The sequence below is a fragment of the Burkholderia pyrrocinia genome, from assembly GCF_003330765.1.
GTDB lineage: Bacteria > Pseudomonadota > Gammaproteobacteria > Burkholderiales > Burkholderiaceae > Burkholderia > Burkholderia pyrrocinia_B.
Genome location: NZ_CP024903.1, coordinates 2,761,882 through 2,786,175, shown reverse-complemented (window position 1 = coordinate 2,786,175; position 24,294 = coordinate 2,761,882). Strand labels below are relative to the sequence as shown.

The following is a 24,294-nucleotide window of genomic DNA, read 5'->3' as shown; positions in this document are numbered from 1 at the left end:
GGCCGCCGAATCGCGACAGGCATCTAGCTGGCCTGGCGCGCGTAGCGCCTGGCCGTGGCCGACGGCAGTTCGCCGAACATCGCGCGATAGTCTTGCGCAAAACTGCTCAGGTGCCAGAAGCCCCATTTGGTTGCGGCGGACGTCACGGATTCGCCGAGCCGAAGCTCGCGGCGTGCGTGATTCAGTCGAACGGCCCGCAGATACGCAATCGGGTTCAGGTTGAGCGCGTCGTGGAACGCATATTGCGCGGTGCGCCGGCTGATGCCGAGCTGCACGCACAGCTCGGCGATCGACAACGGGCAGGTCGATGCGTCCTGCAGCCGCTCCTGTACCGCGTTGACCAGCGACCAGTATTTCGTCGGGCGCGCGGCTTGCGCGCCGGCCTCCGGCGTGGCCGCCGTCATCACTTCCGAGATCGCGTACAGGACGGTGCGCTCCAGCAGTTCGATCCTGTCCTGCGTCGCCACGTCGTCGACGGGCGTGTTTTTCGCCGCCGCGGCCAGCGTCTGGCGCAGCAGGTCGCGAAGATTGTCGGCGACCTCGCTGGCCATCGGGATCAGCGGCGCGAGGGTTCGCGCGCGCAGGGATGAAGCGAGCGTGCGCATCGCCTGCGTCGACAGCTTGTCGGGTTCGATTTCGACATTCACGAGCACGTGCCGGTCGGGCGAATAGAACTCGAATTCCGGCAGGCTCGAGAACACGTGCAGGCTGTCGCGCCCGCTCTTCTCGCCGCACATGCGCGCATGCCCTTCCAGTTCCAGCGGCACGGCCACGGCGATCCGGTCCGACGGCACGGCGCCCTGCTGCAGGATGACCTTGTCGAGGTCTTCGACCAGCAGCCGGATGCCGCCGAGCGAAACGATCGACGACGAGCCATGAAACAGGCCGCCCGAGATCTGCGTGTAATTCAGGTCCCAGCCGTCGAACGACCGCGCCTGCTCCGCCACGTCGGTGAACGCGCAGAACGCGACCGTTCGCGCGAACAACGGGGCGCCAGAGAAATCGCTCGGGTGGGCAGACGGCGTCATCGGGGTCGGGAAGGGGCGGGCCGGATCGAATCATTGTAGCCGGTCAAAAAGCTCCGCTCCGCCACATCCTCGTAGAAACCCTTGCTTGCCGAAATCCGATAGTGGAAAGCCTTTCGGCGCCCTACCTTTGGCACTGACACGATGCATCGGCCGGGTGTCCACGAACACCCGGTTTCCTTGATCGAGCGGCTCGACGGGGCAGCCAACCGCCGACCCGCCGAGCCATTCCGACAAAGCACCTCGGACCCTATCTGGAGAGACGTTGATGGAACTTCCCCGTGGCGGATTCTGGAGAAACTGGGTTGGCAATCAATCATGCGTGGCCGCGCACATGGCGTCGCCGACCAGCGAGGCCGAGATCGCGGAACTGGTGCGCACCGCGACGCGCCAGGGCAAGAATGTCCGATGCTCGGGATCGGGGCACTCGTTCACGCCCGTCGTGGCAACCAGCGGCCTGCTGTTGTCGCTTCAGGATTACCAGGGCATCGTCGCTGTCGATGAAGCGCGCAAGCGCGTGACGGTGAAGGCCGGCACCAAACTGAATGCGGTGACGCGCCACCTGAAGGACATCGGCTTGTCGCTCGTCAACCAGGGCGACATCGATTCGCAGGCGATTGCCGGCGCGTTCGCCACCGGCACGCACGGCACGGGGACGACGCTGAGCAACCTGTCGTCGCAGGTCGTCGGGATGCGCATCGTTCGTCCGGACGGCTCGATCATGGAAGTGAGCGACGCGCAGGACATCGACCTGCTGCATGCGACGCAGGTGAATATCGGGATGTTCGGCGTGGTCTCGGAGATGACGCTGCAGGTGACCGATGCGTTCTGGCTGCATGATCGTGTCTGGCGCGAGGACTTCGACGCGCTGATGGAACAGTACGACGACCTGGCGGCGAAGCATCGGCATTTCGGCTTCTTCTGGTGTCCGACGTCCGAAAGCCGCCACCTGTACTGCCTGCCCGACACCGCCAAAGTGTCGAACTCGAAGAAGGACTACGACGTGTGCGAAATCAAGGTGATGGATATCACCGACCAGCGCACGTTCCATGAAGGCGAGCACGAGAAGATCGCCTATAGCGCCGAGGTGTATGCGATTCACTACGTGCCGAACTTCCATGAACTCGAGTACGCGGTGCCCGCGGAACACGGCAAGGAAGCGCTGCGCCGGGTTCGCGACCTCATTCTCACGAAACATCGCGACTGCATTTTCCCGGTCGAGTACCGCTTCACGAAGGGCGACCCGGCGTGGATCAGCCCGTTCAACCACCAGGACAGCGTCACCATTTCATGCTCCGGCGGCCCGAACGGCGTCGACTACTGGCCGTTCCTGAAGGACGTCGACGACATCCTGCGCGACTACGGCTCGCGTCCGCACTGGGGCAAGCTGCATTTCACGAACCGCGAAGACGTGGACCGCTGGTTCCCCAAAGCCGAAGCCTTCCGCGCACTGCGCCGCAGCGTGGACCCCGAAGGCTATTTCCTCAACGATCATCTTCGGACGCTGTTCAGTTGAGCCGGCCCGAACGAACTACATGGGAGAACGAAGCATGAATGCCAGGATTGACGGTCGCCTTGCCGGCAAGGTCGCCATCGTGAGCGGCGGCGCCGGCGGATGCGGCGGCGCCGCGTCCGAACTGTTTGCCGCGCAGGGCGCGAAGGTCGCGATCATCGACCGGGACGGCGACGCGGCCGAAACGCTCGCGGCCAGGCTGCGCGAGGCCGGCTTGCAGGCGATCGGCCTCGGCGCGGACGTGTCGAAACAGGCGGATGTCCAGCAGGCGGTCGATGCGGCGAAGCAGCAGTACGGCAATGCGGACATCCTGTTCAATCATGCCGGCACGCTGATCGTCAAACCGTTTCTCGACATCGAAGAGTCGGAATGGGACTGGCTGATGGGCGTGAACGTCAAGAGCATGTTCCTGATGACGAAAGCGGTGCTGCCGCAGATGCTCGAGAAGGGACGGGGCAGCATCGTCTGTACGTCGTCGATTTCCGCGGTCTGCGCGACGCCGGGCGAGGTGCTGTATGACGCGACCAAGGGCGCCTGCCACATGTTCGCGCGGGCCATCGCGGTCGAGTACCGCGACCGGGGGATTCGTTGCAACGCGCTGGCGCCGGGGTTCATCCGCACGCCGCACGGGATGCGCGAACTCAGGGACCTGCAGGCCATGGGCGTCGACGCGACCGAAGCGGCGATCGCGCTTCAGCAAGGTCGCTTGTGCGAGCCGTCGGAAGTCGCGGCGGCCGCGCTGTTCCTCGCGTCCGACGAATCGAGTTTCGTCAACGGCACCCATCTGTTCGTCGACAACTGTTTTTCCGCCGTCTAGTCACTGATGCTCGCAAGAAGCTGAAGGGCAGGCGCCACGCCTGCAAGGTCAGCGAGCCTGGTCGAAGGTTCCGCAGCGATGCGAACCTTCGATTTTTTTTGTCTGTTCATCGCGCGGGGCGTCCTAGCGGATTGTCGTAATCCTTCTAGCTGAACAAGGGGCGCGTCTGATGGAATGGGAGGGCCGAACCACCAATCAGCCGGCATCCCGCGGTCAGTCAATCACTCTCTTTTGGTCAATCATCATGTTCAATCGCACCACCAGCACCGTCGCAAACGTCGATCCGGAACTCTGGACTGCCATTCAGGACGAAAACCGCCGCCAGGAAGATCACATCGAGCTGATCGCGTCGGAAAACTACACGAGCCCGGCCGTGATGGCCGCGCAGGGCTCGCAGCTCACGAACAAGTACGCGGAAGGTTATCCGGGCAAGCGCTACTACGGCGGTTGCGAATACGTCGACGTGGTCGAGCAACTGGCGATCGACCGCGTGAAGCAGCTGTTCGGCGCGGAAGCCGCGAACGTGCAGCCGAACTCGGGTTCGCAGGCGAACCAGGGCGTGTTCTTCGCGATGCTCAAGCCGGGCGACACGATCATGGGCATGAGCCTCGCGCACGGTGGTCACCTGACGCACGGCTCGCCGGTGAACATGTCGGGCAAGTGGTTCAACGTGGTCAGCTACGGCCTGAACGAGAACGAAGACATCGACTACGACGCGGCCGAGAAGCTCGCGCAGGAACACAAGCCGAAGCTGATCGTCGCGGGCGCGTCGGCGTTCTCGCTGAAGATCGACTTCGAGCGTATGGCGCAGATCGCGAAGTCGGTGGGCGCGTACCTGATGGTCGACATGGCGCACTACGCGGGGCTGATCGCGGCGGGCGTGTACCCGAACCCGGTGCCGCACGCGGATTTCGTGACGACGACGACGCACAAGAGCCTGCGCGGCCCGCGCGGCGGCGTGATCCTGATGAAGGCCGAGTACGAGAAGCCGATCAACTCGGCGATCTTCCCGGGCATCCAGGGCGGCCCGCTGATGCACGTGATCGCGGCGAAGGCGGTGGCGTTCAAGGAAGCGCTGTCGCCGGAGTTCAAGGCGTACCAGGAGAAGGTGGCGGAGAACGCGCGGGTGCTGGCTGAAACGCTGGTGAAGCGCGGGCTGCGGATCGTGTCGGGCCGCACGGAAAGCCATGTGATGCTGGTGGACCTGCGCGCGAAGAAGATTACGGGCAAGGCGGCGGAAGCGGCGCTGGGCGCGGCGCACATCACGGTGAACAAGAACGCGATCCCGAACGATCCGGAAAAGCCGTTCGTGACGAGCGGCATCCGTCTGGGCTCGCCGGCAATGACGACGCGCGGCTTCGGCGTGAAGGAAGCCGAATTCGTCGGCAACCTGATCGCCGATGTCCTCGAAAGCCCGGAAGATGCCGCCACCCTCGAGCGCGTGCGCGGGCAGGTCGCCGAGCTGACCCAGCGGTTCCCCGTCTACGGTTGATGCCCGCGAGGTTCAACCGCCGCAACGCGGTCGAACTTTGTCGTTCCCCATCGATGTCGAAAAAAGAAAACCGACTCGCGGCATGACACCTGCGAGTCGGCGGCTTGAGCCTGTTCAAGCGCTATCGGCTCGCTTGTATGAAGGCGAGCAACGCCGCGCCGACTTCATCGTCGGTGGTGTTGAACGAGTCGACTGCAGACATGCGATTGTGTCCCGCAAAACGAGCCCACGTCGGTCAGCGCTTTGCATCGCATTGCGCTGACCTCGGTTGCGTCGCGTAACCCGCATTTCGGGCGGATTGAACTCGGCCATTGTCACCATGATCGGCTGCGGCGCGCTCGACATGCCGGGCAGCCACGAGCGCTGCGCATACGTGCTCGAGTCTTCATCGAATCAAGTTCGGACAGTACCGCCCGGAAGGCTCGCGGGGCAGAGCGCCTTGCGCCGACCGCAATGCACCGGCATTGCTCGATGGTTAGCGGGAAGGTGCCGTGCCGCCCGGTGGCGACTGCACTTTCGACGCGACACGACATGCGACGCTAATCGTGCCGGCCAAGGCGAAAGACGCTGCGCAATTCGTCGTGGTTGTGGACGTTGAGCTTGCGGTAGATCTTTCGCACATGATCGACGACGGTGCTGTCGTGCAGCGAGAGGCAGCGCGCTATTGCGGTTTGCGAGTGGCCGAGAACGAGTAGCGAACAGAGCTGCCGTTGTCGTTCCGTCAGACCGAACTCGAAGCCGAGTCGCTCGATTTCCAGTTCGTGCGGGAGGAAATGCTCGATGTAGATCACGATCGCCTGTTCGCAGTGCATCTCGCTCGCGTGTGCAAAGCGATACGCCTTGAATCGGAAGCGGCCGGCCGCATTGCGGCGTTCCATCGTGGCGGGTGCCACCGGGAGGCCGCACCAGATGCGATTGACATTCGTCAGCAGCGGCGCAAGCCAGTTCGGAAAGCAGTCGCGACGATAGAACGCAAGCGGTTCGCCGGATGCGAGCGCCAGCATTCTGGTGCTGTCCTCGCTCTGCAGCAAGAGCTTCCCGGTGTTGTCGACGACCATGATCGCTGACTGGCAGCCTTCCGCTTCGCGCGACGGCGGATGTATCGGGCACGAAAGCGCATGAGCGATATGTCGCGCGAAGGGCTCGATGTCCCGATGATTCTTTTCCGAGAACGGGCGACCGCCGGGCGCGCGGCACAATTTCAGGCTTCCCCAGCCACGGGCGCCATCGGTCGCCGTTAGCTCGAGACAATGCCGCATGCTGACCGGCCGCCACAGCTCGGCATACATTGCACTCTTCAGCAGCGCGGCGTCGTAACGGGCGCTGTTTTCGAATCCGCGGCCGCGGCGCATCGCATCCGAGAACGTGACGCCGAGCACTTCCTGTTTTTCGGTGTTGTGGACTTCGGCAAAGTAGGTGGGCAGAACTTGATAGACGGTATCGTTTTCACTGTATACGTCCGACACGGCATAGTGCTCGTCGGTATAGAAGAACATGCCCCAGTCGGCGCCCACGATGCGCCGCGTCGCTTCAACCACATGAGGAATAACGAGGCGCGGCTCGATGCCAAACGAACATAGTCGCCGGATGTGGCCCGCTAGCGCGACATACTTGTCGGACATGGTGCGCCCCTTGAGCTACGACGGGCTTGCGCGCGACTGCGTCGCAACGCGGGCCGCCTGAGCCTTGCGCATACGGTGTCCAGTTTAGGTCGGCAAGTCGACGAATTCCACAATTGCCCCCTCGTCAGGGGGCGTTAAACCGGCAGGCTGATTTCTATCATTGATCCATTCCTGCTGGTTGCCCCGCCCGGTGCGCGGTGGCTCGAAGCGCGAGATCCGCCCAATGGCGGGTGCGTGCTGCAGGAATGTTCGATCCGCGTTGCGGCACGATGCGCAGGCAAGCGCATGCGCGAGGCTGCTGCGAGGCAATATTGCGCATTCACATGCGAATGCGCTGGCCCGGGGGACGTCACTGGAGGACGCGAAGGTCGCATGGAAACTCGAACGTGTGAAGCCGGCCGATGACTGGAGTGACGCAGCAGAATGCTCGCGATTCGCGAGGAGCGGTGCATGCCGTCACGGTCGATGTTGTCGCATCGGCGAGGTGTGTCGAATCGCGCGGACGGCCGGACATCGGCTCCGTCCCCGCCATATGAGTTGCAATATCTTTTCATATGAGGTGCCACGATGAAGACGATGTATAAGGCGGCGCTGGTCGCCGTTTGCATGCTGGGTGCGGCCGGGCTTGCTCGGGCGGCCGGCGGAGCCGACGAGGGCCCCGGCACGCCCTCGGATGCAGCGATCAGCGCCACCGCAGTGGGCTCCATGCCCAGTGCTGGGTCACAGGCGGGCGGCCCCGCAGCGATCACGCGCGCACAGGTGAAGGAGGAACTGATTCGTGCGCGGAAGTCGGGCGAGCTCGATCGGCTCGATCAGTTCTACGGCGGCGGGCAATAGGGGCGGCGTGACGAACCGGCGCGGCCGCCTGGATCATCGGCAGCCGCGTGGTCGGTACCCTGGTCGCACACGAGGACCGTAGTGATCGGCAACGCGACCCTCGCGAAGATCACCGGCATGACACCTGCGAGTCGGCGGTTTCAGCCTGTATCAACAGCGCTTCAGACGGACGGGTCGACGTTCGCCTCGAGTTCGCGGATGCGGTCGAGATTTCGCGTGTCCTTCAGCACCGGCGGACCCGCGAAGGTGTTGCGCACCCCGAAGCCATACCAGATCACCATGAGCGCCGCCACGAAGCCGACCAGCACGTAGAGCACCTTTTCATTCGGCGGCTGGATGCCGACATAGGCCAGCACACAGGCGCCTACCAGCGCGAGCAACGCGCACGGTTTGGACCAGATGCCCAGTTGAAACGGACCCTTTTCAGTCCACGTGCGGCCTTCGGCCAGCATCCCGGAGCCGATCGGCATTGCATACGAGATGAACAGGAACACGGCGCTGCCGGCACTCAGTACCGAGAACGCGTCGCCGTACAACGTGACGACGATCGCGAGCACCGCACACGTCCAGATCGCGGGCCCGGGCGTCCGGTGCGCGTGATTCACGCTGCGCAGCAGCTTCGAGGCCGGCAGCCCGCCGTCGCGCGCAAACGCATACACCATCCGCGACGTCGACATGATCGCGGCGAGCCCGCACACGTAGTTGATGAAGAACATCGCGAGTTCGAGGCAGACGCGCAAGGTCTTCGGAATCGGCGCGAGTATCGCTTCGAAAAAGCCGGTGCCCTGTTTCATGCCGGCGGTCAGGTCGGGCATCACCAGTACGAACGCGCACACCATCACGTAGCCGAAGACCGCGGACCAGAACACCGACCCGATGATGCCGCGCGGCACGTTCCTGGCCGCATCGTGCGTCTCTTCCGACGTGTGCGCGGAAGCGTCGAAACCGGTGATGGTGTAGGTCACCAGCAGCAGGCCGGACAGGAACGCGAGCGGCGTGGCCTGTTTCGGCCACGCACCGCCGTCGACGCCGGTGAAATTGGTGAAGGTGACCAGCCGGTGCGGATCGAATGCGACCGGCGAGTAGTAGAGCAGCGAGACAACCAGCGCAATCGTCACCACGAAAATGAGGTAGCCCGACAGGTCGGTGATCTTGCTCGCAATCCTGATGCCGCGTGCGTTCAGGATGGCCTGCGAGATCGTGATGAGCGCGATGAACGCCGTTTGATGCCACCAGGTCAGGTGGTCCGGACTGACGCCGAACATCGGCGCGATCAGCGTCTTGAAGAATGGATCGTAGGTGCCGAAATTGATCGCGGCGATCACGAAGATGAGGCCGATCAGGTTGAGCCACGCCGTCATCCACCCCCATTTCTTGCCGCCGAGGATGGCGCCCCAGTGATAGAGGCCGCCCGCCGTCGGAAACGCGGAGGCGATTTGCGACATCGACACGGCGACGATCAGCGCGAACAGCGAACCCAATGGCCAGCCCAGACCGACCGACGCGCCGCCGGTGGCCGAAAACGCGAGCTGAAACGCGGTAATGCCGCCCGACAGAATGCAGATAACCGAAAAAGAAACGGCGAAGTTCGAGAAACCGCTCATACGTCTCGACAGTTCCTGCGCATAGCCCATCTTGTGCAGGAGGCTTACGTCACTGTCGGTGCCTGAATCAGGCTGGAATTTTGTATCCATAGTCGCTCCGTCACGAATGTCCTGCGTGGCAGGACCGTCATCGCCGCCCGGGCCATGTGATACGGCCCGCTCCTGGAATTCGTCGGCGGCAGGCGATGCCGCGGTTGAACGGCAATCACTTTCCGGCCCGATACGTGAACGGTATGAAACCAAATCTCCCGGCAATATCAGATTTCGGCAACGTAGTGAAAATCCGGATGCGTGCACCGTTCCGGGGCGTGGTGCAGTGTCATGGCAGGCCGACCCGGTACGACGCCGGATACACGTGTCAAGGCGCGATCACGGTCATCCTGAACGGCCCGCCGTTCGCCGCTGCATGCGCGACCGCGTCGTTCGCGTCGTCGAGCGCGAACACCGTCACGTCGAAGTGCCCGAGGTCGAGCAGCCCGCCGCGGACGAGCCCCGCCATCAACGTCACGGCTTCGGTCGGGTACATCCACTTGCCGCGCAGCGTGATGTCGTTGCGCATGATCCACGGATACGGCAGTTCGAGCCCGGCACCGCCGAGCATGCCGACGCCGCCCATCAGCACCGCGCGCCCGTACGGGCGCACCGTCATCACCGCGGTACGCACCGTCGTCGCGGGCACCGACGGCGGCATCAGGTCGATCACGCAGTCGATCGGCCCCGGCGCCGCCTGCTGCATGCGTGCACGATCCGCGGCTTCGTCGCCGGTCAGCGCGACGGTGCGCACGCGTTCGCCGAAGCGGCGTTCGAGCTCCGCGAGCGCGCGTGCATTGCGGCCCGGCGCGACCACGCACCGCGCGCCCATCGCCAGCGCGACCGCGATGCCTGCGCTGCCGAAGTTGCCGGTCGCGCCGCTGACGAGCAGGATCTCGCCCGCCCGCAGCTCGGACGCGAGCAGCCCGCCGTACGGCACGAGCAGCGTATTGAGCGCGCACCAGCGCGCGGCGTCGGCCGGCTCGATGTCGCCGATGCGTACCGCGTTTTCGGTCGGCACCCGTAGTCGTTCGGCGAACGGGCCGTCGTGAAAATGGCGCTGCAACCGTTTGCCGCCGTCGCCGCGCGCGCTCCAGCCCTGCAGCACGATGTCGGGCTGGAGCGCATCGTCGCGTGAGCGCACGGTCGGATCGCAGAACACCCAGTCGCCCGGCTGCAACTGCGTCGCGTCGGGGCCGGTTTGCCGGACACGGCCGATTGCGCCGCAGCCGGGCACGATCGGCAGCTCGATCGGATACTGGCGCTCGCCGCTGAACACTTCGTGCGCATAGGACAGCACCGGCGTCGCGACGACATCCACGATGACCTCGCCGGTGCCGAGCATGGGGTCCGGCATCGTTTCGATAGCGAGCGGCATGCCGAGCGACTTCAGAATCGCAGCTTTCATGACTCTTCCAGACAGTGGGGGACGAGCCGATTCTGGCAGGCTTAGAATCCGCAACAAGGCCCGGCACGAGCCCAGGATTGCCCGATACCACCCTGCACGGAGCGAACCCGATGACCGTCACGACGCGAACCCCGTTCGGCGATTTTCTGCGCTCGCGGCGCAAGAAGCTGCAACCGGATGCCGTCGGCCTGCACAACGGCCCGCGCCGGCGCACGCCCGGCCTGCGGCGCGAGGAGGTCGCGGAACTAGCGGGCATCGGCATCGACTGGTATGTGCGGCTGGAGCAGGGGCGCGATGTCAGCCCGTCGGACGCGACGCTCGACGCACTGGCGCGTGCGTTGCGGCTGAACAAGGCCGAGGCTGCTCATCTGCGCACGCTCGCGCGGCGCGACGTGTCGCGCGCGTTCGTGCCGGAGAGCGTGCCGCCCACCATCGCGCGGCTCGTCGCGAATCTTCACCTGCCCGCGTACGTGACCGGGCAGCGCTGGGACATCCTCGCGTGGAATGCCGCCGCGGCCGACCTGCTCGGCTTCGATCGGCTCGCGCAAGCCGACCGCAACGTCCTGATCTACATGTTCGTCGAGCCGCACGCGCGCCGGCTCTTCGCCGCGGGCTGGGCCGACGAGGCATGCCGGATGATCGCGCTGTTTCGCGCGAGCCATGATCTTTATGCGAGCGATCCGGCGTTCATCGCGCTGGTGGAGCGCTTGCGCGCGAGCAGCGACGCGTTCGCGCAATGGTGGGGCGCGCATGACGTGCGCAGCGGCGTGTCGGGCCAGAAGGTGCTCGTGCATGCGCAACGCGGCACGCAGCGTTACGAGTACGCGACGTTCCAGGCGAACGACGATCCTGCGCTGAAGCTGGCGATTTATACGCCGGTGAGTGGCGATGGGGACGTCGGCGAATAGGGGCGTGCGTGCGACAGGATTGCCGGCGGGTGATGTAACGGCAGGCGTCAGCCGGGCGGCCGAGGCGTGATTGGCCGGCGTCACCGCCCGGCGACATAGCAACGCATCGGCTCCCTTCGAGTGCGAAGGCGGATGGCGTAGCGTGTTCGGGCGGCGTTCTGCGTCAGGCCGTGCGCCGGCTCGACAAACGATTCCACAGCATGCCGGAGCGGCTCCCGCTGCGGCAATACGCGAGCACGGGCTTCTGCAGCGTGTCGAGCAACGCACCGAACGCATCGACCTCGGTGTCGCCGATGCGATCGCGCACGACCGGCAGGTAGCGCGCTTCGAGGCCCAGCTCGCGGGCTGCCGCGGCGATCTCGTCGAAGGCCGGCTGGTCATCGCCTTCGCCGTCGGGCCGGTTGCAGATGATCGAGCGGAAGCCGGCATTCCGGATCGCTTTCAGGTCGGCCGGCGTGATCTGCCGCGAAGCGGAAAATCCGTTCGACGCCGTCGCCCGGCATTGTTCGATCGCGTTCCGGAAACAGGCGACCGCGAAGTCGACGTCCTGCTCCGTCGTGAAACGGCCGAAGCTCACGCGCACCGTGCGGCCAGCCGCTTCCGCATCGAGGCCGATCGCGGTCAGCACATGGGACGGTGCGCCGCTGGTCGAGTTGCACGCGGAGGTCGACGACACGGCGAGTGCCTCGCCGAGCATGAACGGGAAAAAGCCGGGTGCATTCACCGTCAGGCTCAACGTGTGCGGGATGCGGCGCGCCGAGGCGGCATTCTGCGTGACGTCGCCGAGCGCGAGCAGCGCGTTCGTCAAACGTGCGCCGAGCGCCGCAATCCGCGCGGCTTCGCCGTCGAGTTTTTCGGCGGCCAGTTCGCACGCGACGCCCATGCCGACGATCTGATGAGTCGCGAGCGTGCCCGAGCGCAATCCGCGCTCGTGTCCGCCGCCATGAATCTGAGGGGCGATCCGGTCGGCGATGTCGCGGCGGACGAACAGCGCACCGATGCCTTTGGGGCCGTAAACCTTGTGCGCGGACATCGACATCATGTCGATGCCGAGCGCGCGCACGTCGATCGGCGTCTTGCCGAGCGCTTGCGCCGCGTCGACGTGGAGCAGGGCGCCCGCGGCGTGCACGATGCGAGCAATCGTGCCGATGTCGGTCAGCGTGCCGAGTTCGTTGTTCACGAGCATCAGCGACACGAGGCCGGTATCGGGGCCGATCGCGGCAGCCACCGCGTCGGCGGTGATTTCGCCGTCGGGCGTGGGCGTCAGATAGCTGACCGACATGCCGCGCTTCGACAGGTTCGCCATCGTATCGAGGATGGCCTTGTGCTCGATGCGGCTCGTGATCAGGTGGCGCTTGTCGGTCGCGGTTTCCGCATAGCCTTTCAGCGCGAGGTTGTTCGATTCGGTGGCGCCCGACGTCCAGACGATCTCGTCGGCATCCGCGCCGATGAGCGCGGCGACCTGCGCGCGTGCGCGCTCGACCTGTTCCCGGGCCAGCCGGCCGGCGGCGTGCGAGCTCGACGCGGGATTGCCGAAGATGCCGTCGGCGCCGAGGCAGGCCGTCATCGCCTCGATCACGCGGGGATCCGCGGGCGTCGTGGCCGCGTAGTCGAGGTAGTGCAACGTGGTGCTATCGCTCATGTCCTTCTCTTGCTCTTTCTCTTTCGGAATGGGAGAAATGATACGGGGGACAGGCGGGAAAATGGATCCAAAATCGGTCGACAATTCAGCTTGATATGGAATAACGTTTTCTTTTAATGTGGAATGGTGGAATTTGTTTCTTCGTGGTCGGCGGACACGATCGTGCGTGGCGGTGGTGGATCGGCCATGCGGATGCGCGTGTCGCCCTCCCCGATAACATGTTCGTCGCTATCGATCCACTCCGTGTTCATCACGCGGCGTGTCTTCATTGCCGGGATGCAGTCGCTACCGTTCTCCGGGTTCGGTCAAGGCGTCAGCTGTGGATCGGATGGCCTGGCCAATCGGTGAGCATCACGAACCCACGCATGCAATGCGCTTTCGTACTTCGCCGGGATCGTGATCGTGAGCGTGGTCAGGCGCGTGTCGTTGCCTGGCAGTTCCAGATACCGTTGCCAAACCTTCCGCACAAGTTGCGACATTGCGGAGCGCGTCATGCCGAGTTCGGCGGCAAGTGCGCGCTGTGGCCGGCCCTTCACGAAGATTTCAAACAAGGCCCAATGATTCATGGGCTTGATCCGGGTATCGTGCAGCCGCAGTAGTTGGAACTGTTCGGCGGTCATGCGTCGGCTCTGCCGCATTCAGACGCGCCCGGAAGTTTGTAGGGAAGAAATCAACGCCGCTCCGCAGGAAGTTTTGTGGCCATCGAACGCGGCGGCTCGGCCTTCCACGTCGAAAGCCATATCACCTTCGACAATCACGCAGGCTCCGTGAATCGGACATGAACACGTGTCGCCAATGCGGGCGACCGCTCGCTCCATCACCTCGCTCGTACCCGCTCCGGATTCAACCCGGCCGCCGTGGGTGTGCATGTCGCCTACCCGAACAATTCCCCGCATATTTCCGATCCCCTGAATGATTCGGCGCGGCGGTCACGTTCGCACGCAACGCGCCGCGCGCTGGCTTACGTCACCACGAATAACCCTGCATGCCGTAATCGGTATCGTGTCGGCGTCCCCACCACGGCAGGTAGGCGTTGTTCCCACCGCGCGCGCGGAACCAATCCTTGCTCGGATCGATTGGCGTCAGCTTCGATGGCGGCATTACTACGACGGCGACGGGATGTTCCGGGTCCGTTGTGCCTGCAACCAATGCATTGCCGCCGAAGTGATTGATCCGGCCGATTGCCAGTGCGACGTCGGTCAATGCGCTACCGGTTCCCATGTCGCCGAGCAGCGCCGCCGTGTTGAAGGTCTGTTTCTGGTGGTCGTAATCCGGCAGGATTTCGGTGAGTGTCTGCGACAGCCCGACGAGTCGCGTCGAAGCGGCATCGCTACCGGCACCGGCATCGTGAACGATGTACTTGATATCCGGGACGGCTATCCCTGCGTTGTGCGCTGCCTGATCGATGGTCGCCTTCCAGGCTTGTACCGTTCGCGTCGTGCCGACCTTCTGCGAAAACTCGTCGGTGTTTCCGGTAGCGGCCTTGCCAATCCACGCGAGCGGTTCGCGCTCCATGTTGAAGGTCGGGCCGGCGAGGAACAGCACAACGAGGTTTTCGTTGATCTGTGCGTCGGTCGGCGGGAAATTGGGTGCGTCCCAATTCATCACCCAGACGCTCTTGTCTGGGTTCGCTTGCAGATAAGCCAATGCTTTGTTCAGCGACGTGAAACCAGCATTCGCACCGCCTTGCGTAACTTGCACGTCGGGGGGCGTGTCACGGCTCCAAAGCGTTTTCGACGATGGCGGTCCAATCTCGAAGTATTCAACGATTGCGCTGGTCAAATACGATTTCGCGTCAGTCGGCGCGAGTCGTTTGGGTATCGCTAATTCGACATGCGTGCCTGCGAGTTCTCGCCAATCTTTTTGATTCTCCGACTTCACGGTATAGAAGTATTTTGCGTTGCTCGCATAGCGTGTCCGTAGCAATAATAAGGATTCGTCTACGTATTTTTGATAGAAGCCATTGAACGTCTCTTTCCCGCGATTGCCGTAAACCAACGCTCCGATTGATTTGAGCGTCGCAAACGAGTTCGGGTCCGTGCGCACCATGTCATCGTTCTTGTTCGGTGTGACAAGTCCTTGCGTCCACAACGTTTGCCATTCCGTCGGGTAGTCCATCCGCTGCAACGGATTCAACCAAATCAGGCCGACGACCTGCGCGACGAACGGTTTGGCAGGTTCTTCAGTCGGCGCAGCTACGCTGGCATCCGTATTGTGGCTCGGTGCGGCCTGTGCAGGGCCCATCGTTGCCGTCGTCAACAGAAACGCCATCAGCGCCAGCAGACCGGGGGCAATCACTAATCGTTTCATCCAATCTCCTGTTTCGAGTAATGCCGGGTGCTGTTGGTCAAAATGTGCCATCAGCACGACCATTAGCAGAGCCGCCATTATCCATACCACGGCAGCCAAGGCGATACGTCGCGGCCATGTAGCGATCAGCGCCTTCATACTGCCACTCCGATGCTCAGATAGGCTTGCCCTTCACGATCATTCACGATCTTGTCAGGCACGTTGCCCTCACTACCTTTGGCGTGCGCCCATTCTTGCATCGTCAAACGATCAAGCTGTCCAGTCTCAAAGTACTTGCTGTATTTCTTATTTGGATTGTCCTTTTCAATGCCTTTTCCCATGCGCCAATCCGCCTCAATCCGAAAATCGTACATCTGGTCAGGAGTCAAGTAACAAAGGCCAATCGCCACATCATACGCAAGCGCTTTTTCGGCATGTTCCGGGTTGGTCATCGTCGTTGAGTGGTTCGTCGGGTTATTGGTCTGACCGCGATCCATCCCGTCTGTGATCTGCTTGTTGCGCCATATGTTGTAGCCACAGGGGATATCGCTTTCTCCATCCTCTCCGATTACATGGCCGTCGCTGTCGACCCACACCGTGTTCAACGTGCGGCGCGCCTCCATGCGCATCAGTGCGCGATCCTCGTAACGCTGTCCGGCTTCACTCTCGGCCGTGCCGTGGGCGTCACCGTCCTTGTTCATTGCCTTGTACTGGTCATAAGGATCGTCGGCCTGTTTGTCTGCATCAGTCTTGCTCGCGTCACGCCATGCAGACGGCGGATCGTTGCCTTCGTTGAAGTCACTCACCGCGTCGCCGTCCTTCGTCTCGATCGACTTGCCGAAACGCAGCGCCTTCGGCGGGAACGACTCGTCTAATTCAGGTGCATCCGCAACGACCGTCCATCCCTTCGGCGGGTCTTCGTTCACACGAAACATTTTCATTGCGGAAGTCGCTGCGGTCGCCGCATACATGATTGGCGCAGTGATCAATGTTCCCATCATCCCGAAGATCGATTCGTTTCCTTTGAGCGCACCGACCAAACCGAATTTAGCCGGCGGCGACGGTGGATACCAGAAACCCGGTGTCGCCCCTTTCTTGTCATGCCGCCAGTCGTCTTCCCAATATCGATAGGGCTTCTGCACGCCGACCGGGAAGCCTGACGCGAACACGCGCTGCGTCAGGACGCCGGATACGCCAATGTCGTTGAGTTCATGCTTGCCGATACCGCGCCAGCCGATACCCTGTACGGTCACGGCCGAGATTACCTGATCGTGCGGACAGCAATACGCTGTGACGCGCCCATAGGTCGAACCGTTCAGGCCGTGTCGCATACGATCATCCTGAGCAGCATAGGACTTGTTGCTCGTCGGCGATACGCGGCTGTTCGCCATGTCTTCATCAACCTTATCGGGTGAAGGCTCGTATGCGGCGCGGCTGCCCACGATGGACAGGAATTTTCCGAACGTCTGTACGCGCGCCGCGTAGGTCTGTCGTCCACGATTGCCCTTGGCGTCCTTCGTCTCACGTTGCGACCACGTATCCATTCCCGTTGATGATTTTCCCGGACCTGTCCCGGTCGCAAAACTGTACGGTGCATTCGCCAGCACATAGGCGTCCGCCACGCAGCGCCCCTTACGTCCCCACGGATCTTCAACTTCCGGCAACGCGTCACCGAAAAATGCCCCCGTCAGGCCGACGATGTTGCCTTGGCTGTGGCACACAACCGTGATCGGTACGTCGGCCCGCATCTTGCGGATAGACTCGATCAGCTTGGCGAGCCGCAAGGCGGCAAGCACGCCATACGCACGCGGCGGCGCGCGATATAGTGGCCGGTTGGTCGGGTTGATACCCTGCACGGACGTCCATCCGAACGCCCGGTCATCGAGGCCGCCGTGCCAAAGATCAGGCAGGCTTGAGCAGCCATTGGTGAACGGGCCGCCGCCCCAATAATCCTTCTCGTTAAGAAAAATCTTGTCGCCGTACTCCTTGAGTTCTTCGAGCGTAGCCCGATAGCCCCACCGAAAATGGATGACAGGCGAGAACGAGGGATCGGGCTTGATGTAATTGTCGGCCAGCAGCTTGGGATTCAGAAACCCGTCGGGCGTCACGCCTTCGGTGTACTTCGCGGGCGTCAATTGTCCGGCGTCGACGCCGAGATACTTCATCTGATCGTCCAGGCGCCCAAGCCGGCGATTCAGTCCGGCGCACAGTCCTTCTTCGGACGCGTCGAACCATTCGCCTTCAGAGTTGACGCCGTGAACGAAGATGACGACACCGGGCAATGGAAGTTGCTTGACACAAATAAGCCGATTGTCCTTGTCGAACAACGTCGGCCCTTCGGTTCGGCCGACGATGATAGGCGGCGGATCGGAGCGCGATGCAGCCGTGTCGGGGGCATCGGTCGTTGTGGCGGGTCCATCGGCTCGCGTGTCCGCTACCGGTCGAGGATCGAGAAAAGGGGCGGTCATCCACACTCCTGCGCGTGTCTTAAACGTTCTTCTTGATGAACTGCACCGCCAGCTTTTCGAAGTGGTCGGTATGGACCGGTGGCAGTTCGCCAGCCGTGTCGGTCGTCAGGTTTGACAGCGCCCCTGACGCCTTCTGTACTTGCCCGTCGAAACCCGACGCCGCAGCGCCATCGGTCGCGAGAACGAGTTTCGGCACACGGCCGAGCGGGGCTTTATCGAACTTCGGCATATCGGTGTTCATGCTGGCGGGGCCACCCCACGAATGGCCCGCCGACTTCACCGTGAACGTGCCAGGGCAGCCCAGTTCGATATTTCCGCCGTCAAGCTTGAGATACGCGCCGCCCGACGTGACGAACACCACTTGATCGTTTGCCATGCCGGCAAGCTTGCCGCCGGCCGCAGTCAGTTGGATGTTCCTGGCTGAATCCACCCGCGTGTCGTCGTTCTGCGACTGGATCGTCACCTTCCCCTGATTGGCGATCGCCGACACACCTTCGCTGTGCGCAAACATCGCCACGCCGTGACCACCATGCAAATTGATGCGCTCGCCGCTAGTGAGTTGCACGTGTTGCCGGGCGATCTGATCGATGTTCTCGCCCGCATACATGACATGCGTTTTAGGGGTGACATGCAGCGATCCGGCCTGCGCGCCGAAAGCCATCAACGCAGACACGTCGCAGGCTGCACCGGACTCGCCGACGCCGGCCGTCCAGTTACGGAATGCGTCGGCGATCTTGTCCTGGCCGGCGGTATCGGCGGACTGTCCGCCATGCTGACCGGCATAGTCGCCGAGCGATTTGAACAGTTCGGTGCACTCGCCGAGCAGGCTAACGAGTTCGTCGCGATCGAGCTGGCCGCCGCTTGCCTGCGTGCGCGCATAGGTCGTCAACAAAATGCCTTGGGCGGCGCGCAACGCGGCGGCGGCATCGGTACGCAACTCCGCGCCTTCGCCTCTATCGGTGCCGTGTCCGTCTTGCCGTGGCTGCGTCAGATACCCCAAATTCAATTGGGTATGCGCGTGTTCGCTCGCGAGCTGCGCTGAAATCTGCGATGGCGTGTCGTCTAGCCGCAGCTGGTTATACCGACGGCCCTTGATTTCCTGGGTCTTGATGCCGGACAGGTAGCGGTTGCCGGGAAGCGCGCCGGTATGGCTGAAAGTCGCGGGCGGGTTCGCGCCGTTGCTCAACACCCCGATGATGACCAAACGGTCCGGGTCGCCTGAAAGACATCCCAATAGGACTTCCATCCCGACACGGGGCAGGAAAAGCGCACCGAAGTTTCCGCCCGCCAAACTCGCCCCGACACGAATAGGCGCACTATCACCGGCCAAGCCATTCGTTCCGACGCCTTGCGCGTGGGCGTGATCCGCGGGATCGAAACCGTGTATCTGCACGCGCACGCGGCCGGCTTCGTCGCAAAACACTTCTTCCCCCTGCGTGCCGACGATCGTGCCGGTCAGCAGGTGAGCCGGCGGCAGGTCGAGTTTCGGATCGTAGGACGGCTTGAGCGGCACGCCGCGACGCACGCACGTGAAACTGTTCTCGTAGCGCGTGTCCGTCTGTCCGGACGCATCGATCGGCGCGAGCGGTGCGGTTTGCGTGAGGTTCCGGCTCGCCGCGAATAGCTCGATCACGCGGCTCGTCAGGTCTTTCGGCAGGTTGTTCCAGATATCGTGCCGAACCGACGTGACAACGAACTGGCGTTGGTTGGCAGGCTTCATGTCAAGTTCGGGGTCGCCCGTCAGCGTGAACCAGTAACCGACCGGCATATCGCGCACGCTACTGATGCCGTCGTAGCGCTCCGCTTCGAACTGGTGGGCGAGTATCCGGTCGTGTGTGATGCGGTCGTGATCGTTCCATGAATCCCCGACGTGCGGAATGTCGATCGCAACATCGGTCAGCAATCGCGCAAGGTCGTTACCGGATTCACCCTGATCGATGCTGGTAGCGACGGCGGAATCGTCTACGCGGGCTTTCTTGTAGTCCCACGACGGACGGCTGGCTTTGCCGGCGGACAGGCTTTGATAATGCGCAAAGAGCGTCACCGTATCGCGTTGCTCGGTTCCTGCATCGCGCGGGTGAAGACGCACCGCACCGGCCGGCGATTCCGCCAATCGAAGCGGGTCATCGCAGAACACGAGCGTGTGAATCGGCCGATCGTCGGTCATGCCGCGTGCCCCTCCGACCGGCCCGGCCTTCGCAAAAACCGTGATGCCTTCGCGTCGCAACAGCCGGCGCACAAAGCGCGCGTCCGATTCGTTGACCTGCCGCGTCAGTTCGCGCGCCGGATAGTGTTCGGCTCGTACTCCTGACAGGTCGAAATCGAATGCCCGCGCGAGCGCGGGACTACGTTGCTGCCACTCGTTCGTCAGCGTGGCCAGAATCTCGATAACACTGCGCGACCTGAAGATGCGGGAGTTGGTGCGGCGGTCCATCAACGAAAGCGCATCACAGACGTGCAACTGGTACACCGTCAGTTCGCCATCGGATTGACCCATTCGCACATCACGCACGATCGCATTGATCGCCTGCACGTTGCCCCGGTCGGTCGTTAGCAGGACCGATACAGGCAGGCCAAGAAACAACGTGGGGGATAGATGGTCACGTGTGGAAACGCAGGTCAGGTGCCCGTCGATTCCCGACATCAACCCTTCGCGGATATCGGCGTGATGGAGCGCCAGCAGATGGCCGACTGTGCGTTGCGCTTGCCCGAAATGAAGGGCGACCGGTCGCCTGTTCCTGTCGACAAGACCGGAGGCAAAGTTTCGAAGTGTTGCTGCTATCGACATAACGGCAATCTCGTTGTTATTTTTCCGGATTCGGACTTGTTCGAATCGGACTCTCAGTTTAATAAAGCGACGGCACTCGTAATTTGGATGTGGAGGATATCAAACATATATCGCTTGAAAGTCATATTGATATTTTGAGATGAAAAATCGCGCCTTAAGAAACAGTGTTTAACGTTTCGGTGAGGGTGGATTTTTTAAGGAAAATCCTATGTCGGACATATTCACTGATATTCGTATCTGCTCTTTGCTAGTCCGCCGCGCCGCGGTGACTGACTTTTTCGTCGAACTAAATTGAGTTGCAAAAATTAAAAATCAGACTTTTCAAAATCCAGAATGGACAGCGACACATTGCGGTGTCGGAAGGGGCCCGAACAGGATCGCGCTCGTGCGCGTGCCGCGCACGTTTGTTTGACCATGTACAGTCAAACAAACGCCTGTCGCAAGGTTCACACCGGTAGCACCGTCGGGTGGTGCAGGATGATTCGTGTCATGTATCCGGATTGCACATGCTGGCGCTGAGCTTGCCGGACCGTGTGCATGCAGGGTGTAAACGGGGCAGTACGCCGATTCCTCGATGTCCATGAGGGATTTCCCCGTGGCGCGTGAATGAGCGTCACTTCGGCACCGCGCCGATTCGCTCCACGCTTCCCCGCAGACACTTCCCGCCCACCGCTCCCGATTATTTGCGTTTCGCGAATGGCGCGTTCGCCGGTTGTTCGATACCCGATCGGCAGCCTTGCACCTATCGTTGTGGCGTCGGCTGATTGGATTCGACGCCTCGAACCGGAAAGGCGGCCGGCGCTCCCTCGCGATTCACGTCGCATACAAAGACATCGGACCTGGCTCATGCGCAGGCGCTCCGGCGCGCGCAGGCGAACCAGCGTCCACGGAGACGGAAATGAAAGCAAACGAGTGGGATACCTCCTATGAGTGGAAGGCGGTGACGCTGCTGGCGCTCGGCTTCGGGCTGGTCGGCCTGGATCGCTGGCTCATCGCGCCGCTGTTCCCTTCGATCATGAAGGACCTCAACCTGACCGCGCAGGACGTCGGCAACTGCATCGGCGTGCTTGGCCTGTCGTGGGGTGTCTTCGCGGCGCTGATGGGCGGTATCTCGGACAAGATCGGCCGGCGGAAAGTGCTCATTCCGGCCATCATCGCGTTCTCGCTGCTGTCGGGCTTTTCGGGGCTCGCGGGCGGCCTGCTCGGTCTGATGGCGATTCGCGGCCTGATGGGCGTCGCGGAGGGCTCGTTCTGCCCGACGAGCTTCGCGGCGACGGCCGACGCGTCGCATCCGCGGCGGCGCGGCCTGAACCTCGGCCTGCAGCAAAGCGGCTTCGCGCTGTTCGGACTGGCGCTGTCGCCCATCATCGCCACGCAACTGCTCGGTTTTATGTCGTGGCGCTGGGTCTTTGCGCTGGTGGCGATTCCCGGCCTGATCCTCGGGACGATCATGTTCTTCGTCATCCGTGAGCCGAAGGTCACGAGAGAGGTTGCGTCGGAGCACGCGCCGGCTTCGCTCGGGCATGTTCTCAAGAGCCGCAACATCCTCGTGGCGATGGCTGCACTGTGCTGCGCGATGACCGGCGTATTCGTGCTCGGCGCGCTGCTGCCGCTGTATCTGACGGATTACCTGTCGCTCGGCACGCAGAGGATGGGCCTCGTCGTGTCGGCGATCGGCTTCGGCGGCTTTCTCGGGCAGTTCGGCTTGCCCGGCCTGTCCGACCTGGTCGGCCGCCGCCTCGCGAGTATCGTCGGCTTCACGGGAACGGCCGTGATGCTCTATATTTTCCGCGGCCTCGGCCCGCAGCCGCTCGCGCTGTTCGGCGTCCTGTTCGTCGCCTCGTTCTTCACGCTCGGCCTGGTGTCGCTGCTGTCCGGCCCGGTGGCGACCGAAGCCGCGCCCGTCGGCCTGGTGTCGACGTCCATCGGTGTGGTGGTCGGCGTCGGCGAGATCTTCGGTGGTGGCATCGCGCCGGCGATGGGCGGCTACGTTGCCGCACACTTTGGCATCCAGAACATTCTGTGGTTGCCGATGTGCGCGGTCGTGCTGGGCATCCTGGTCAGCCTGCTGTTGAAGGAAACCGCGCCTGCCGTCCTGCAGCGTCGTGTGGTCGTGCAGCCGGAGCTCACGGCAGGAAAGTAACCGAGGTCAAGTCCGCGCGGACGCGGCGGCGAACGCCGGTGTCGGTGCCATCCGTGATTGACATCGATCGGGTGACACAGTGACGCCTCCTGCATGACCCAGCCCGTGGCCCGGTACGGGTAGACTGCCGGTTTCGCTGTCGAAAAGGGTGCGGTATGGACCGGTTTCTGAGCATCGAGGCATTCGTCAGAGTGGCGGAGACGAGCAGCTTCGCCGAGGCGGCGCGGCAGCTTGGCGTGACCAGTTCAGTGGTAACGAACCGCATCCAGCAGCTCGAGAAGTTCGTCAACGCGCCGCTGTTCCATCGCAGCACGCGCCACGTGCGATTGTCCGAAGTGGGCGAGGCCTTTTATCGCGAGTGTGCCGAGGTGGTGGGGCGCGTCAACGAGTTGACGGACCAGATGCGCGAGCTTCGCGCGACGCCGACCGGGCGGCTGCGCATCCAGATGCTGCCCGGGTTCGCACTCGATCACTTTGGCGCGCCGCTGGTCGAATTCAACCGGCGCTACCCGGGCATCCAGCTCGACGTCATCGTCAATGACCGTGTCGTGGACCCTGTCGAAGAAGGGTTCGACATCGCTTTCCAGATCTTTCCGCCGATTTCCGAGTCGCTTATCGAGCGGCGGCTGTTCACGGTCAGGCGTCTCTTTTGCGCGTCACCCGCTTACCTCGAAGCGCATGGTGCGCCACAACATCCGCGCGATTTGCTGCAGCACACGACCGCGCTGTATTCGGGCTACCCGTCGCGCAACCGCTGGACGATGACGCGAGACGACGAGGTGGTCGAAATGGAGTTGCCGGGCATGATTCGCTCGAACTCCGTTCACCTGCTGCGCGAGTGCGCGCTGACGGGCGGCGGCGTCGTTTGCCTGCCCACGCTGGTGGCGAGCGACGCGCTCGTCGCGGGCCGGCTGGTGCCCATCCTGACCGAATACCAGCTCGCTCCGCTGAGCTTTGCCGCCGTTTATCCCGCAACGCAGCGACAGGCGTTGAAGGTGAAGGCGCTGGTCGAATTCCTCGCGGAGTACATCGGCGATGAGTCCCCGTGGGACCGGCCGCTGCTGGAGCGTGGCTGGGTGCGGTGAACCGCGCGATTATTCGCGAAACGCAAATGCCGTAATCGCCATCCCCTGCCTTGTTGCTGTCGTCCCTTGCCCCTAGAGTTGAATCCAACAAGCGGTTCAACTCAGGAGACAGCAATGACCGACACGGCATTCCACACCGTCCTTGGCTCGCTCGACAGCTACAGGAAGGGCGAGATCGAAATCACCAGCGGCAGCGCCCAGCACTACGCCTTCTCGAATGTCTTCGAGGTGGCATCGAAGTCGGCCCCTTATGAAAAGGTCGTCGCCGGCAAGAATCTCGAATACGTGATCGAAGTGATGAGGACCGAGGGCCAGTCGCCCTGGTTCGCATGCGCGCATGACGAGTTCGTTATCCAGATGGATAACGAAGTCCGGATCGAATTCATCAAGCTCGATACCCCGCCGGAAGCGGGTCGCGGCACCGTGAGCGCCGGTGCGCAGCCGGCCGGCCGCAACATGGGGTACGTCGTCCTGCGCAAAGGACATCAGGCGCTGCTCCCGGCCGGCTGTGCCTACCGCTTCACCGCAAGCCAGCCGGGCGTCGCGCTCGTACAGACCGTCCTCGGCGAGCTGTCCGTGGAGAAGTGGGCCGAGATCTGCCTGCACTGACTGTTCCGACCGAC

General features: G+C 62.9%; 19 protein-coding genes. 8 read left to right on the top strand and 11 right to left on the bottom strand.

Annotated elements, in window-relative coordinates:
* Positions 1–23 precede the first annotated feature (23 nt).
* Positions 24–986 carry a helix-turn-helix domain-containing protein gene (locus tag CUJ89_RS30280; protein ID WP_236654995.1) on the bottom strand — a complete coding sequence of 321 codons (963 nt, stop codon included), beginning with the start codon at positions 984–986 and terminating at the stop codon, positions 24–26.
* A 307-nt stretch (positions 987–1,293) separates the two neighbouring features.
* Here CUJ89_RS30280 and CUJ89_RS30275 point away from each other — a divergent pair, with 307 nt between their 5' ends.
* The 3 genes from CUJ89_RS30275 to glyA all read left to right on the top strand — a co-directional run bounded on the left by CUJ89_RS30275 (position 1,294) and on the right by glyA (position 4,847).
* Positions 1,294–2,541, top strand: a complete 1,248-nt coding sequence (locus CUJ89_RS30275) for a D-arabinono-1,4-lactone oxidase (protein ID WP_114180935.1) — start codon at positions 1,294–1,296, stop codon at positions 2,539–2,541.
* A 34-nt stretch (positions 2,542–2,575) separates the two neighbouring features.
* Positions 2,576–3,355: an SDR family NAD(P)-dependent oxidoreductase gene (locus CUJ89_RS30270; protein ID WP_114181645.1), complete on the top strand. Its 780-nt coding sequence runs from the start codon at positions 2,576–2,578 to the stop codon at positions 3,353–3,355.
* Between the two features lie 244 nt (positions 3,356–3,599).
* A complete protein-coding gene (gene glyA, locus CUJ89_RS30265; RefSeq protein ID WP_114180934.1) occupies positions 3,600–4,847 on the top strand; it encodes a serine hydroxymethyltransferase in 1,248 nt (415 codons plus the stop codon).
* Positions 4,848–5,386: 539 nt separating this feature from the next.
* Here the strand turns inward: glyA and CUJ89_RS30260 are convergent.
* Positions 5,387–6,469 carry a helix-turn-helix transcriptional regulator gene (locus CUJ89_RS30260; RefSeq protein WP_114180933.1) on the bottom strand — a complete coding sequence of 361 codons (1,083 nt, stop codon included), beginning with the start codon at positions 6,467–6,469 and terminating at the stop codon, positions 5,387–5,389.
* A 567-nt stretch (positions 6,470–7,036) separates the two neighbouring features.
* Between CUJ89_RS30260 and CUJ89_RS30255 the strand changes: the two genes are divergently transcribed.
* Positions 7,037–7,306, top strand: coding sequence for a DUF4148 domain-containing protein (locus tag CUJ89_RS30255; RefSeq protein ID WP_114180932.1), 270 nt, complete (start codon positions 7,037–7,039; stop codon positions 7,304–7,306).
* A 161-nt stretch (positions 7,307–7,467) separates the two neighbouring features.
* Here CUJ89_RS30255 and CUJ89_RS30250 read toward each other — a convergent pair whose 3' ends face one another.
* Together CUJ89_RS30250 and CUJ89_RS30245 are read right to left on the bottom strand one after the other, a co-directional pair.
* On the bottom strand, positions 7,468–9,000 hold the full coding sequence (locus CUJ89_RS30250) for an amino acid permease (RefSeq protein ID WP_114180931.1): 1,533 nt from the start codon (positions 8,998–9,000) through the stop codon (positions 7,468–7,470).
* A 268-nt stretch (positions 9,001–9,268) separates the two neighbouring features.
* A complete protein-coding gene (locus CUJ89_RS30245; RefSeq protein WP_114180930.1) occupies positions 9,269–10,348 on the bottom strand; it encodes an alcohol dehydrogenase catalytic domain-containing protein in 1,080 nt (359 codons plus the stop codon).
* Between the two features lie 110 nt (positions 10,349–10,458).
* Here CUJ89_RS30245 and CUJ89_RS30240 point away from each other — a divergent pair, with 110 nt between their 5' ends.
* The gene (locus CUJ89_RS30240) at positions 10,459–11,256 is read left to right on the top strand and encodes a helix-turn-helix transcriptional regulator (protein ID WP_114180929.1); all 798 of its coding nucleotides are present in this window, start codon (positions 10,459–10,461) and stop codon (positions 11,254–11,256) included.
* Between the two features lie 163 nt (positions 11,257–11,419).
* Here the strand turns inward: CUJ89_RS30240 and CUJ89_RS30235 are convergent, their stop codons facing one another.
* From CUJ89_RS30235 to CUJ89_RS30210, 7 genes are all read right to left on the bottom strand, one after another.
* Positions 11,420–12,898: an aminotransferase class V-fold PLP-dependent enzyme gene (locus CUJ89_RS30235; protein WP_114180928.1), complete on the bottom strand. Its 1,479-nt coding sequence runs from the start codon at positions 12,896–12,898 to the stop codon at positions 11,420–11,422.
* Positions 12,899–13,011: 113 nt separating this feature from the next.
* Positions 13,012–13,167 carry a hypothetical protein gene (locus CUJ89_RS38105; RefSeq protein WP_161556572.1) on the bottom strand — a complete coding sequence of 52 codons (156 nt, stop codon included), beginning with the start codon at positions 13,165–13,167 and terminating at the stop codon, positions 13,012–13,014.
* A gap of 36 nt (positions 13,168–13,203) precedes the next feature.
* The gene (locus tag CUJ89_RS30230; RefSeq protein WP_114181644.1) at positions 13,204–13,518 is read right to left on the bottom strand and encodes a TrfB-related DNA-binding protein; all 315 of its coding nucleotides are present in this window, start codon (positions 13,516–13,518) and stop codon (positions 13,204–13,206) included.
* A gap of 18 nt (positions 13,519–13,536) precedes the next feature.
* A complete protein-coding gene (locus CUJ89_RS30225) occupies positions 13,537–13,794 on the bottom strand; it encodes a PAAR domain-containing protein (RefSeq protein ID WP_114180927.1) in 258 nt (85 codons plus the stop codon).
* A 70-nt stretch (positions 13,795–13,864) separates the two neighbouring features.
* A complete protein-coding gene (locus tag CUJ89_RS30220) occupies positions 13,865–15,346 on the bottom strand; it encodes a virulence factor (RefSeq protein WP_201752346.1) in 1,482 nt (493 codons plus the stop codon).
* Positions 15,343–17,655, bottom strand: a complete 2,313-nt coding sequence (locus tag CUJ89_RS30215; RefSeq protein ID WP_114180926.1) for an effector protein Tle3 domain-containing protein — start codon at positions 17,653–17,655, stop codon at positions 15,343–15,345. Before CUJ89_RS30215 ends, CUJ89_RS30220 begins: the two co-directional genes overlap by 4 nt.
* Positions 17,656–17,674: 19 nt before the next feature.
* Entirely contained in the window at positions 17,675–20,443 is a 2,769-nt protein-coding gene (locus CUJ89_RS30210; protein WP_114180925.1) for a type VI secretion system Vgr family protein, read from the bottom strand.
* An 898-nt stretch (positions 20,444–21,341) separates the two neighbouring features.
* Between CUJ89_RS30210 and CUJ89_RS30205 the strand changes: the two genes are divergently transcribed.
* From CUJ89_RS30205 to CUJ89_RS30195, 3 genes are all read left to right on the top strand, one after another.
* Positions 21,342–22,586, top strand: coding sequence for an MFS transporter (locus CUJ89_RS30205; RefSeq protein ID WP_114180924.1), 1,245 nt, complete (start codon positions 21,342–21,344; stop codon positions 22,584–22,586).
* 155 nt (positions 22,587–22,741) lie between these two features.
* Positions 22,742–23,671, top strand: coding sequence for a LysR family transcriptional regulator (locus tag CUJ89_RS30200; protein ID WP_114180923.1), 930 nt, complete (start codon positions 22,742–22,744; stop codon positions 23,669–23,671).
* A 114-nt stretch (positions 23,672–23,785) separates the two neighbouring features.
* The gene (locus tag CUJ89_RS30195; protein WP_114180922.1) at positions 23,786–24,280 is read left to right on the top strand and encodes a hydroxyquinol 1,2-dioxygenase; all 495 of its coding nucleotides are present in this window, start codon (positions 23,786–23,788) and stop codon (positions 24,278–24,280) included.
* Positions 24,281–24,294: the final 14 nt, after the last annotated feature.